The 13,622-nt window shown below is 39.1% G+C and carries 12 protein-coding genes; all 12 read right to left on the minus strand.

Annotated elements, in window-relative coordinates:
- Nucleotides 1-31: 31 nt before the first annotated feature.
- Nucleotides 32-235 carry an excisionase gene (locus NQ550_RS11015; RefSeq protein WP_002347229.1) on the minus strand — a complete coding sequence of 68 codons (204 nt, stop codon included), beginning with the start codon at nucleotides 233-235 and terminating at the stop codon, nucleotides 32-34.
- 375 nt (nucleotides 236-610) lie between these two features.
- Entirely contained in the window at nucleotides 611-850 is a 240-nt protein-coding gene (locus NQ550_RS11020) for a helix-turn-helix domain-containing protein (protein WP_009896525.1), read from the minus strand.
- The gene (locus NQ550_RS11025) at nucleotides 843-1,271 is read right to left on the minus strand and encodes an RNA polymerase sigma factor (RefSeq protein WP_009896527.1); all 429 of its coding nucleotides are present in this window, start codon (nucleotides 1,269-1,271) and stop codon (nucleotides 843-845) included. Before NQ550_RS11025 ends, NQ550_RS11020 begins: the two co-directional genes overlap by 8 nt.
- A 280-nt stretch (nucleotides 1,272-1,551) precedes the next feature.
- A complete protein-coding gene (locus NQ550_RS11030) occupies nucleotides 1,552-1,776 on the minus strand; it encodes a hypothetical protein (protein ID WP_003417802.1) in 225 nt (74 codons plus the stop codon).
- Nucleotides 1,777-1,902: 126 nt separating this feature from the next.
- A complete protein-coding gene (locus tag NQ550_RS11035) occupies nucleotides 1,903-3,636 on the minus strand; it encodes an ABC transporter ATP-binding protein (protein WP_025578661.1) in 1,734 nt (577 codons plus the stop codon).
- A gap of 1 nt (nucleotide 3,637) precedes the next feature.
- A complete protein-coding gene (locus NQ550_RS11040) occupies nucleotides 3,638-5,455 on the minus strand; it encodes an ABC transporter ATP-binding protein (protein WP_025578659.1) in 1,818 nt (605 codons plus the stop codon).
- A gap of 123 nt (nucleotides 5,456-5,578) precedes the next feature.
- Nucleotides 5,579-6,529: a helix-turn-helix domain-containing protein gene (locus tag NQ550_RS11045; protein ID WP_000370299.1), complete on the minus strand. Its 951-nt coding sequence runs from the start codon at nucleotides 6,527-6,529 to the stop codon at nucleotides 5,579-5,581.
- Nucleotides 6,530-6,650: 121 nt separating this feature from the next.
- Nucleotides 6,651-7,562 (minus strand): conjugal transfer protein, encoded by a 912-nt coding sequence (locus tag NQ550_RS11050; RefSeq protein ID WP_000473997.1) that lies wholly within the window; start codon nucleotides 7,560-7,562, stop codon nucleotides 6,651-6,653.
- 16 nt (nucleotides 7,563-7,578) lie between these two features.
- A complete protein-coding gene (locus NQ550_RS11055) occupies nucleotides 7,579-8,586 on the minus strand; it encodes a C40 family peptidase (protein WP_025578655.1) in 1,008 nt (335 codons plus the stop codon).
- Entirely contained in the window at nucleotides 8,583-10,793 is a 2,211-nt protein-coding gene (locus NQ550_RS11060; protein ID WP_003417629.1) for a CD3337/EF1877 family mobilome membrane protein, read from the minus strand. Before NQ550_RS11060 ends, NQ550_RS11055 begins: the two co-directional genes overlap by 4 nt.
- Nucleotides 10,793-13,243, minus strand: coding sequence for a conjugal transfer ATPase TcpF (gene tcpF / locus NQ550_RS11065; protein WP_003417628.1), 2,451 nt, complete (start codon nucleotides 13,241-13,243; stop codon nucleotides 10,793-10,795). The genes NQ550_RS11060 and tcpF overlap by 1 nt, the downstream gene beginning before the upstream one ends.
- Nucleotides 13,221-13,619: a conjugal transfer protein gene (locus NQ550_RS11070; protein ID WP_003061368.1), complete on the minus strand. Its 399-nt coding sequence runs from the start codon at nucleotides 13,617-13,619 to the stop codon at nucleotides 13,221-13,223. The genes tcpF and NQ550_RS11070 overlap by 23 nt, the downstream gene beginning before the upstream one ends.
- Nucleotides 13,620-13,622 lie beyond the last annotated feature (3 nt).

Consider the following 13,622-nt stretch of genomic DNA (forward strand, 5'->3'; position numbering starts at 1 on the left):
CTTATTATACCATATCTACGGCTCAATGACATTAGATTTCGTCCAATGTATCTATGATTTTTTCAAATTGTTTTCGCTTAATCTGAATACGATTACCGTTCACGATAACCCAGCCAGCGTCAAGATTTTCTTCGGCTAATTTACGCAATTTCTTTTCGCCAATACGGAAGTATTTAGACGCTTCTTCAATCGTCAGCGTATATTTTTCCCAGATAGGCACATCAGTATTGTTCATAATCTATACACCCCCTTTACTGTGTGTCGTTTTTTACAAGCAGGCAGACGGCTTTGGAAAGCTCCGTTAGTATCTCAACTATTCCCATTCTTGTGGGCAGAACCGCACCATGCGGACGTATCATTATTCTGTGAGGATAGGTCGTGGCAAAACGACTTTTCCAACAGTCGCTCTCGGATCACTGCGTGGGTCGCTCGCTTTCTTTTTGAAAAGGTCGTGGCGTACAGTCCCCGTGGCTCGCTATCTCACAAACGTATCTGTCTGCTTTATTCAGTTGTCAAAGAGCTGTGGCGAAAGCGTGTTGCTTTCATGTAAAAGCAGGAGCAGAGCAGGAAAGAGGGGATTGAACAAATCATGCTCTGCGGTTACTGCTTCTTATTCTTCGGTTTCTAAAGGAATATCAAAGTCCAACATCATTTTGATAAGTGCTTCTCTGATACGTCCCTTTAATTCCATGTCTACGACTATGCAGACATTACCATATCTGTCATAGAATGGACGTAAACAACATTTTGATATGTACGGGTCATAAAATGCCAGTATCTTTTCAATCGAATTTACGTTGCCGTCCACAGCCGACGAGATAAGGTAAAATGACGGGCGTGTGTTATTCATCATTCATGTTCTCCTTTAACTTTTTCTTGATTTCTTCAAGTGAGTTCTTCCTACTGCGGAACGACGTTGAACGGTTAATCTTTAATCTGTCGCCGATTTCTGTATCGCTCATGCCTAAGAAGAAGTACATCAACAAGATTTCTCTGTCCTTTTCAGACAGATACTTAATCGCTTCTGCTAAATCATCATCAAGGACACGAACCTCAATACCGCATACATCAAAGGCGGTATAATCGCTTTCATATTCGTCCCAGACAGCCAGCTTTTCCACGACGATTTCTGGAAGTTCACAATAGGAAATTTCCTTATTTCTTCGTCGCTTTAATTCTTTGCGGTAATTACGGACAATGCCCTTTACTACACGTTTGAGCTTGCAATCGAATTGACATTGTATCGTTCTTTGGAAGTTCGACGGTTTCATATCATCACACCCCCTTTCCGTTATGACGTGAAAAGTGTTTATCCCTCTTTCCGCACCATATCTGTACGGCAAGGTGTGATTTGTTGCAGGAATTTGAAAAAAATTGAAAAAATTTTTTCGGGTACAAAAAAAGCCCGCACAAAACATATAGTTTTATACGAGCTATTAAAGCTGTAAAATATTCAGTTTTTAATAAAATGCTATTAGGTAGTGTATGATTGTATAGAATTTCGCTTAAAATGTTCCATAATACAATCCCCCTTACAGCACTTGTTTTGTATTACACTTTTGTCTTTTGGGTAATCTTGTAAATATATTCTTCTGATGTAGGGCGTTTATTTCCAAAATACTTTTTAAAATTTGCCTGCACCTCTGGGTCGGTGCTGTTCATAGCTTCATCAATCGTTGCTTCAATATCCGCCCGAACATCAGACAATGATACACCGCCAGCTTTTGCCCCAGCTTTCAATGCTTTTTTAATATCTCGTTTTTTCAGACCAATCATATGTGTGTTTCTCCTTTAAGCATAAACATCTTGAAAAGCAAGTTATGATATTGTAAATCATTGAAAATTTAATGTTTCTGCTCTTATAATACTATTTTTCTATTCTATATCAGTTTTTCTATACGATTATACAGACCACCCCAGACTTTCTTGTTGAATAGAATATAATTTGTGATATAGCCCTTTTCTTTCCATAAGCTCATTATGTGTTCCATGTTCAACTATTTTTCCATTTTCCATTACTAATATCTGGTCTGCATCTACCACAGTCCTTAGACGGTGTGCAATCATAATAACTGTTTTACCTTTTATCAGATGTGCAAGTGCTTTTTGTACGAAAACTTCATTTTCTGGGTCAAGAGAGGCGGTTGCCTCGTCTAAAAGAATAATCGGAGAGTCTTTTAATAAAGCTCTTGCAATAGAAATTCTTTGACGTTCTCCACCTGACAATGTACTTCCGTTTTCTCCTAAAATAGTATCATATCCATTTGGCAGATTACGAACAAATTCATCACAGTAAGCTACTTTGGCAGCTTTATATACTTGTTCTTTTGTAGCATTAGGATTTCCCATTTGAATATTATTAAAAACTGTATCATTAAACAATGTAACATCTTGAAAGACAAAGGACATCTTTTCCATTAAATTTTCAGGATTGATTGTTTTAATGTTTTTATTACCAATCGTTATTGAACCGCTTTGTATATCCCAAAATCTGGCAATCAATTTTGCGATTGTACTTTTTCCGCTTCCAGACGGACCAACTAACGCTGTTATGCTTCCCTGTGGTATTGTGCATGAAACATTGTGAATAACATCTTCATTGTTATAAGCAAAAGATACATAATTTAACTTAATATTATAAGTTTGAGGTGTTTCTTCTTTCCCACTCATAGCAGGAGTAGTCAATAATGTTTTCATTCTTTCTGTAACGACATTAAGATTTAATAATGTAGTTAATTGAGATAAAATAGCTAATATCGGTCCATATATCTTTGTTACAATCAAGAAAAACATAAGAAGAGGTAATAGCTCAATTTGTCCATTGACTAATAAGATTGTCCCTACAAATATAGTTATTCCTATTCCTGCTTGTAAAATCATGCTTGCACTGGACATAAAAATACCGACAACCATTTCAACTTTAACAGCAATTTTTTTCATTTCCAATAACGCTCTGTTCAAAGTCCTAAAGTGAACGCCGCTTAAATTACATGATTTAATGATTTTTATTCCCTCTAAATATTCTTGTACTTGACTGGACGCATTTAATTTTGTTTCCACTTGCTTTTCAAATAATTTTATCTGATATTTCCTGCTACACCAAATAACTAAGAAAGCAATCGGTAATGTAATGAAAACGCATAATGCTAAACGCCAATCAAATAGTGCAAGAAGAACACAGGTTAAAGTTACAGAAATTCCATTTGCAATTAGAGGCGGAATAGTACTACTTAACATTGACTCCATACTACTACAATCCGACATCATATTTGTTGTAAGTTCTGATAAATCCTTTGTGTTGAAGAAACTCATAGGAAGTTTACGCAGATGTTCAGCAATACGCAATCTAGTAACATTTGACTCTTTATAAGAAGCAATATAAGTCTTGCGATAATCATTTTTGGAAGCTAAGAAAACAATGATTGCTGAAATAATACCTGCTCCCCAAAGCAACCAGATATTTTGCCAATCTAACTCTTGCCCTAAAAAAGGATTTAATAGCTCACTAAAAACCATAACTGTAATACAAAACGGAAGTAACATTGCTAAATTTGTAATCGTACAAGCAATGATTGCTTTTTTCAAATCAGTATAGCCTTTATCTGATAAAAATAATATTTCTTTTAATTTTTTCATTTTACTGCACCACCTTTGTTTGAACTTTCCAATCAATCGCCTCTGTATAATGTTTCCACATTTCAGCATAACGTCCATTTTTCTGTATTAAATCATTATGTTTTCCACTTTCAATTAAGCGACCATTTTCCATAACAATAATTTTATTTGCATTACGAATTGTAGAAAGACGGTGTGCAATCATAATGACAGTTTTGTCTTGCATAAGTTTCTCAAAAGCCTTTTGTATCAAATATTCATTTTCAGGGTCGCTAAATGCAGTTGCTTCATCTAATACAATGATAGGGGCGTCTTTAATAATAGCTCTTGCGATAGCAATTCTCTGTCGTTCTCCACCTGAAAGATGTATACCTTGTGTTCCGACTACTGTATCATATCCGTTTGGTAATTTAGAAATAAAATCATGACACTGTGCCGCTTTAGAAGCTGATATGACTTGCTCTTTTGTTGCGTTTGGATTTCCCATGCGAATATTATCGAAAATACTTTGCTTAAAAAGAAATATATCTTGAAACACAAAGCTAATATGTTTCATTAAGTCATTAGTTCCAACTTCACGAACATCAACATTTCCTATTTTAATGCTTCCAGAGGTTACGTCCCAAAAACGAGAAATCAAATTAGCAATCGTACTTTTTCCACCACCAGATAAGCCGACGATCGCTGTTATTTCCCCTTGCTTTGCTTCAAAAGAAACATTTTTTATTGCCAGTTCATTCTCTTTTCCAGTATAAGAAAAACTAACATTATCGAATGTAACATTGTCATTATCAAAAGTCTTTGATATTTGTGTATCTTTTAAGACTGGAATATTAAATATTTCGTCCATTCTTGCAACATTTCCATTGATTTGCATAAACGATTCTGAAACATACATAATTTTGTTAAGTATACCCGCTACTGCTGGAACAAAGAGCAAATAGAAGATGAAAGTCATCAGAAATTCTTTCTGGTTTACTGCATTAGTACCAATTAAAATACCTACGGGTATAAGCACAAGATAAATATTGTTAATTATCGTTGTAAATGCAGGCATACAATTTTGCCAACCTAATGAAAATTTCAATACCCATTCTGTATATTGAGAGATTGCATGTTTTAACTGTTCAAATGAATTAGCTGTCTGATTAAAAGCCTTAACGACTGGCATACCTCGTACATATTCAACAGACGCATTATTCATATCTTCAAGAGCAATTTGATATTTCCCCATATTTTCTTTCATTGCCCCACTTCCATAACCCATAAACTGAACAATAAAAGCTAAAATAATACCAACAAGAGAAGCAATGCCGAATCTCCAATCAATAGCAAATAATAAAATAACCATAACAATCGGAGCAGTTACGGAAGCCACAAAATCAGGAAATTGATGTGCAATGAAACCCTCAACACTTTCTATATTTTCGTCCATGATTTTTCTTAACCGTCCACTTCCAATCGTCAAATGATAACCTAAAGGTATTTTGGTAATATGTTCTGCAAATTTAACCTTTAATTCATACAATGTTCCAAAAGCCGCAAGATGAGAACAAAATATCGCCAAAAAATACAACAAAATATTTGCGATAATTCCACCCAGAGCCAACCAGCCATACCCTATTACTTCATTGACATCTAAGCTATTCAAATTTGGATAAACTTGAAGAATAGAACGAATGATGAAGTAAACTGCAATATAAGGAATAAATGAAGCAATCGACGCTAAGGAAGAAAGAATAGCGGATATAAAAATCAGTCCTTTCTTATTTGAAGCCAGTTCCATACATCGTGCCAAGCCAGTTTTAGGCTTTACCTGTTTTGGCGTTTTCTTTGCCATAATAAATCCTCCTAACTAAAAAATGATGTAGTTAGCTCTTGCTAACATACATCATTTTACTTTTTATATTTATTTGCTTCTACTCCATAGCTATATATCTATCCAAAAAATAGCCCAAAAGTGTTAATTTTCTGCCTTTCGATAATCTTTAGGTAAAATACCATATACCGATTGAAATGCAATAGAAAATTTACTTGCATTACTATATCCAAGACTTAACGCAATATCATTTATTTTACGCTTTGAATTTCTTAATTCATTAGACGCTATATTCATCTTGTATTTTTTTATGTAAGAATAAGGAGTATCTCCATATACTTGTGCAAAGACTTTATACAGTAACGACAAGTTAATTCCTTTTTCATAAGCTAATTGTTCCAGAGATACTTTTTCTTCTAAATGTTCTGTCATATATTTGCAAACATCTTTTGTTATTTGTATATATTTTTTGTTGAAATATCGAAATTCAGTTTCTTCATTGCCCGACAGTTTGTTGATGAAATATAAAAATTCGATTGCTTTAACACGAAAATAGGTAATACTTTCCTTATCTTTAGCATTATAAAATTCTTCAAAAAGATGTCCTAACTCAAAGTCTGCATGACTTAAATATCCATTTTTATTTAACTTTAATCTTTCACTTATTTTGTCCATATCTAAGCAAAAATCATTTAGAATTTTTTGTGTATCTGCACTAAGGGCGTGTTTATCTATGACTAAGCTAAATGCGTAACATTTTTTTAGGGGAAAGGAAAAAGATATAGGCAAATGTTTAGTCCCCATAATACTGAAATATCCTTCTGACAAATAAAACATCTGATGATTAGAAAATTCACATTCATAACGCCCCGCTTGACAATGGACAATAGAAATTATATCAGGATTAAATTTTTGTGAGGGCATAATTTCATCTGTATAAAAATCAAGAAAACAAAGTGTGATACCGTCATAAAGATTATAACTTGTAATAATACCTTTTCCTTTACAGCCATAATCTATAATAACACAATCATTATCACTATCGACTAATTGTGCTTTATCTCCATACCAAGATTTATTAAATCTATTATCCATACCAATCATCTCTTTTTGTTAATCTATTCTAATTTTAATATTAACATATATCTGAAACGTGAGCAACGTTTTCTGCTTTTAGGGTAAAGGGGGCTATCTTTTTTTGATAACCCCTTAATACTTATCCTATAATCTTCCAGTTGCTATCCTTATGTAGCACAAGCTCATATTGCGATACCTGCGTTGCCTTTGTCTGATTATCAAGGAATTTCACAGCAACCTTGACTTTCACATTCTCCCCGTCCTTTGTAAAGATAGGGTTTATCAGTTCAGAATAAAGGTAATCTCTGCCGATAGGTTCAAGTACATTACCAGATACATAATAGGCAAGTTCTTTTTCTGTGGCTGTTGGGTACAGCTTAAAGAATGTTTCCAGAAATGCGGTAGCGTCGTTTACAGTATCAGCGTCTACACTTGCGTCTGCTTCTGGTGTCTTAGGCTCATAGTCTGATTTTTCGATTGCTGGTGCAAGGGTAGGGTTCTGAACGATTACCATATCCCCGTCAGCGTCTATATGGACTTTTACGGTATAGGTTGCTTTCACATTGCTTGTCTTTTCTCCCTCTTTTATCTGCTGATCTACTTCGTAGGTAGCAGAAAAAGTGTTCGTTCCCGATTGTTCGATACTCCATACAATCACATTTGTAGCTGTGGAGCTGGTCGGTATATCCGTTCTGATTGTATCAACATTCAAGTCCTGCAATTCCTTTGTCAGATAACCGCTGATTGCCTGCGTCCTTGCTTCGATAGCTTCTTTGCTGTTATTCCATGTGTAGTAGGACTTCGCAAAATTCTTCACGAAATTTTCTATCCCGTTGGTGTCCTGCAAGCAAAGTTCAATGATTTCTTTTTCATGGGTCGTGTGCTGGTCGATAGCAGTAAAATTCTTATACACTCCAAAGCTCACGCTTGCGATAAGCACCACCCACAACGCAATCACGGTTTTCTTATGTGTGCCTACCTTAACAGTACGCACCTTTTTTTCTTTTGGTTCTTTGATAGTTTCTGTCTGTTTCTTATTCTTCTTAAACATATTTTTCAAGTCCTTTCTATTGTTTTACTCGTCCTGCACCGATTAAGTGCTGTTGCCAGTAACTATTACTTAGGTCTGCATATCCTATCGGGTCGCCCGCATGGTACATCTGGTTATTTCCTACATAAATGCCGACGTGGGTTACATACGAACCAGCGTTATAGGTGGAATGGAAAAATACCAAGTCCCCAGCCTTTGCCTGCGAAAGCGGAAGATGTTGGGTAGCGTCATATTGTGCTTGTGCTGTTCTCGGTAAGGAGATACCAGCTTTTCCATAACACCATTGCATCAGTCCCGAGCAGTCAAAGGAAGTGTTGGGATTGCTACCGCCATACACATACTTCCAGCCTTGATATTTCAACGCTTCATTCATTACCTTTTGTGCCAGCTCTCCCGATACCTGCGGAACAGTTAAATACTGATTGACTAATTCCACATAGAACATATTTCCATAGCCATACCGCCAGCCCCCGTTCTTTGCAACGGCTATCGGGTTGGTGTAGGTTACTTTCTTTCCACCCGATTTCTCACGGGCGAAGCTCTCTGCAAGATTAAAGGTATATTTCTTTCCTTTTCCTGCCACATATCCCACATAACCACCGCCATAATTATAGGACTGTATCGCTACATTCAAGTCGTCGATACCTTGATTTTGGCAGGAAGAAAGCAGGGACGCAAAATATTTACACCCCTGCTTGATTGAACTTTCGCTATCTAAAGAGTTGGGTGGTAGTCCCAAACTTTCCGAACTCTGCATAACATCTTCTGCCGTACCGCCACTTTCTACTTGAATAATAGCAAGTAGCACATTGACATACTCGGAGATACCGTTTTCTCTGGCGTATTTTTCCACCATAGGCTGATGTTTCAAAACTTCTGCGGATAAATTCATAACCGTAATGCCAGAAGAAAAGTTGCTGTTTTCGTCGTCGCTGTCCGCACTAATGAGGACACCAAAGAACAGCACCAGAGAAAAGAGGATAGGAAACAGACTGCCAATAAGAGCGATATGTTTCAGTTTCATTTTTTCTTCTGTCCTTTCTTCATTACAAGGTTACGGTTCTTTTCGGTATGTTCCGTTGTACGCTTTGATTGTTCAAAGGTCTGTGCCTTTGTGGTACGCTCTGCTTTGTAATTCTGGTGTGTTTCCTGCGATACCACTTTTTCTACATTCTGCCTATGTGCTGGCTGTATAGGCTGGGACGCTTTTCTATCAGAAGCACCAGAAGATAACGGACGCTCTTTGATAACACTTGTCTTGACTGGCTCACTTATCTTTGAAGTGGTCGCTGTGGCAGGGCGTTTGACTTCCTGCATTTTTTCCACACTCGGCTTTGGAATGGTCGAAGCTGTGGCTGGTCGCTCATGGGGACGGGTAGCTCCCGTTGTCGCTGATCCGTCAGCCTTTCGCTGTGCCTGCCTTGCTTCTTGTGCTTTTTGAAGCTCCATACGCTTGTCAGCGATATTCTGCCTGCGTTGCTCCTGCTTTTCCAATCGTCCCGTCTGTCTGGACTGCTGTTCCTGCACCATGCCACGCTTGAAATCTGATACGCTGGACTTTGCCTTTTCCTTTGCGGAATATACCGCATAAGCGGTCTGTGTCGGCATATCCTTGATGTTTTCTTTGACAGCGTTTGCCTTGTCTTTCACTTTATTTTTCGTATCTAAGACAGCACCCACCTTTGAGCCTGCTCGCTGTCCCATGCTGGAAGTGGTATTGCCCCGATTTTCTTTAGAAGCTGTATTTTTTCTTTCCGCTCGTTTGCCAGCAACGGCACTTCCAGCCACCGCACCAGCCACACCACCCGAAATACCGCCAGCACTTACTGCCCTTGCAATACGGTGTTCCATACGCCTAGCTCTATGTCGCATAAACAGATACGGTCTGCGGAATATCCTGCGTCCCATATTTTGACTGTCGCCAGCGTTCAAAGAGAACATATTCATTAAGTCGCCTAACTTGATAAAGATACCTGCGAAACACACTATCTGTAAGAACGCCACCATAAAAAACGGGTAATCTTTGGAGATGTTATAAAACATACTGGAAATACTGAACGCCACCGTTACAATGAGCGTTATTCCTGCCCGTGTCATTATGGTATTAAACACCCTCACGATTGCCTGCTTTGCCAGATTTTCTTGACTAGGTATCATGGAAAGAAGAAAACTGATAGGCAAAAACATTGCAAAGATAATAAAAAGTATCTGGCTTAACATCATTATCCCCATCAGTAAGAATACAAAGATTGTGATACCTATATTAAAAATGAATAGGAAGAACACCATACCCAAGCGGTTTACCACCTGCGGTATCGTCAGATTGTTGTTGTCGTTATCCTCGATTTCTGTTTTCACGACTTCCTCTCTGGTCTTTCCGTCCTCGTCCTCTGGGCTTGCCGATACAAGAGCTTCTACACGGTCTGCCCCGATTTCTTCTGCGTTGCTGTTCCCGAATTGTAAGAGTAACCACGGCTGTTCCACTTGAATAGAAAATAGACTGTCCCGTATCAAGTCTACGCTGTCCTTGCCCTCGCTGTCAGAGTTTGGGAGCATGATTTTTGTTCCCAAGTCAAGTGAAGCGGTACTGATGTCTGATGAAAACTCATTTATCTTCTTGATGTAGTCGGGAGCATAGGCAATAAACGAAGCGGACAGCACGAACACCACCACAAAGTTGATAACGGCATGAAGTGCTTTACTGGTTTCCCGTTTGATAAGTCCCGTATATGCAACATAAAGTCCCACCACTAAGATAATGAGAAGCAGGAAACCAACATAGAAGCCAGAGCTGGAAAAACCGTTTGCCGTAACACCTGCAAGGGTCTGTATGCTTTTTCCGATACTGTCTGCCATATCGTTAATAAAATCAAGTTTGTAGGCTTCCTGCACCACATAGCCCGTAGCATTGCTTAAATATAGGCTTATCGTCCAGACAAAGTTGGTAATGCAGTAAAGCCCGTACTGCACCGATTTTCCGATACCGTCCAGCCAGTTCCACGGAAGCCACGACCAGCTATTATCCACATAAAAATCAAGCTGGTAGTTGGAAAGGGGATATTTTGAGTAAAGATTTTCTGCGTTTATGGTATCGTCCACAAGCCCCGTCGCATGAGCCACCGTCCCCAAAAGTGAAAGCAGGATAAGGGAGAGTGCCACCACGAACAGAGCCATTTTAAGAAAGTGGAAAATCTTCTTTTTTGTGAACGCACCTTTTATCCTTTCTTTCATCACTCCACCTCATTTCTCTGTACGGGCGGTCTTGTATCAAAGGCGTGTAGCAGTTCTTCAAAAACGGGGTGTATCTGCACCACACCGACACGCCCGTATAAATCCTGTAATAAACATTGTCCGTTCTCCAAATCACGCAAGCGTTTCTGGTTATTTTCGTCGTCCTTGTCAATGCCGAAAAATTCTAAGGTCTGCTTTATCTCGTTGATGTCAGTAGAACGAAAGGCAAACTTCAAGCCGATATTGTTTTTCAGACTTTCCTTTGCCACGTCCCCAGAAGATTGTGTAACGAAATAAACGCCTGCCTGCATAGCTCGTCCAGCACGAACCAGCTTGTTTGATAAGGTTTCGCCTTGTGCCACATTTAAGAACGCCCACGCTTCGTCAAGGTCTACAATCTTAAAAATACTTCTGTCAGAATGGATAAAATCAAGGGCAAAGGTACTAATCACAATCAGCATAGACACCGACAATAATTCAATGGTCGTGTATTCCTCAAAAGTTGTGTCCTTATCTGGCAACACAAGGTCAGCTACTTGAATGATATTGAGCTGATTATCCAGACTGATAGCATTTTCCACCGTACCGTCTGAAAACAGCAGGTGTGCAAAGTCGTAGTCCGTGAAGCTGTCGATATGGTCTGCGATATTTCTTGATACTGGCGTATCTTCACGGCGTAACTCGTCTATCACATGGAGCAAGCCCCGACTGTCGCTCTGGGTAACAGAACGTACCGCTTTTCGTAACACGGGAAATTTTTCGCCGTCCCTAGAGGAAATACCCGTAAGGAATGTTAAGATGTCGATTGCCAGACTTTCAGCGTCCTTAACATTCTTCATAATCACGAATGGGTCAAGAAGTCCTGCATTGTCCTTGTCGCTTGTTAGGTTTACGATATTGATTTCATGGGCGATTTCTGGGAGCGTTTCTTTCCAGTTGCCACGCTCACTTTTAGGGTCTAACAGAAGTGCTTGACCGCCAAACAGCACCGAATAATACACCAGAAGATTGTTACAGAACGATTTCCCACCGCCAAGCGAACCGACAAAAGCAGACGCTAAAGCGTTGGTAACTGTACCTTTTACACCTTGACTGGCAAGGGACGGTTGCAGGTACACATTTCTTCCCGTATCAACAGAATAGCCCATATAGATACCCGTAGTTTCTCCTAACTGCTGGGTAGCACCAAAACCAAGCCCTGCTAGAAAATCTGATTTTACATACTGCACATAATCATTGATATATCGCTTGCTGGCAGGAAGAAATTCTGAATGAAGCCCCAGCATATCCCCAGCAGGACGCACCAGTTTTACATTGAGGTCGTCGTAAAAGTCCTTGACTTCATCACAACGGCGTTTCAGCTCGTCAAGATCGGGTGCAGACACCCGTATGACGTAGCTTAACTTATACATACTTTCTTTGCTCTGGTCTAAGTCCGTTTCCAGCTCGTCCACGCTATCTAATGCGTCCACCACATTTGAGCTGGTTTCACTTCCTGCTTGATAAGCGTGATTGTCAAGGTCTTTCAATTCCTTTTTCTTGTTGCGGACTGTCGTTAATGCTTTCCGATTTTCCACGATTTCTACATTCATAGAAGTATCAACGGGGAATGTGAATTGCTGTTGCTGGAAATAGAAGATTTCACTGGACGGAAAATCCAGCTCGCCCACAATCGCATTGACGGTAAAGTAGGACACATAGCTTTCCTTGTCCTCATGTTCCAATCGTAAATACCTTTGGCTTTCCTCAATCACACATCTTGTCGGACGAATAAGGTCGTAGTATTTTATCTGCGTTTCTCTCCTCAATTTCTTCTTTGGTAACTGATACTCATAATCTTCATAAGCGACACCGTCCCTACCGTAAAGATGTTCTATGAGATACCCGAAGTCGTTTGTTTCCAAGCGTCGCACCTTGAAACGACGGGATATTTTGTTTTCCAGTAACTTTTCCATTTTCATGTAGCGGTTGATTTCATCATTCGGCATGGAAACAAAGTCGTTCATCAGCGTGTGGTTCACTTCATGGAGAAATTCCGTGAACGTCAGCCACGCCGATTTTTTGATGTTCTTCAGATTGAGCTGTTCTTCCGTAACCATGAGCTTAAAGCCAAGAAAAAAGCGGTAGTCCACTTGATTATCCCCAATCATAGATACTAACGCTTCGGTCTGTTCGTCTATCTTCTGATAGGCAACTTCCTTTAATTTTCCAGTTACCAGCTTTTTTGACTGCTCCTGCATACTTCGGATTGAGCTTTCTGTGGCAATCTGCAACGCATGAATTTTACCCTCACGGGACTGTGCGATAAGCTGGCGAAAGCTGTCATGCACGATAAATTTCTGCTCTGCGGATAAGAAAGAATAGTTGTACGGTATCAGCTCATAATAGGCAAACACCTCATTGTCCTTGTTCCAGACAAGGTTATTGTCAATATATTTTATCGGGAACATAGTTCACACTCCTTACTGCCGTGATTGTTTCATTGAGTATCTGCTTATGCAGTTTTACGGCTTTTCCTGCATAAGTGATTTTTGGTCGCAGGGCATAGGTTATCTGTGATTTCAAAAAGCTGTACGGCTTCTTTCCGTCAAAAGTTTTCTGCGACATAAACCAAGTGAGAGCAACGGGAATACCGAAGTATTTGAGAAATGCTCCCTCAATCATGGAAAGTGGGGGAATATCCCCAAACAGAATGATGATAAATTCTGTAATCACAAACCATGTAATCTGCGTAAAGGTAACGGGAAAGGGCAAGTTAAAGTCATTAATTGCATACAAGACTTTTTCCACGTTCCAGATACCCGTATAAGATTTAATCTTTTTCAAGTT

The organism is Blautia wexlerae DSM 19850, assembly GCF_025148125.1.
In the GTDB taxonomy this organism is placed as follows: Bacteria; Bacillota; Clostridia; order Lachnospirales; family Lachnospiraceae; genus Blautia_A; species Blautia_A wexlerae.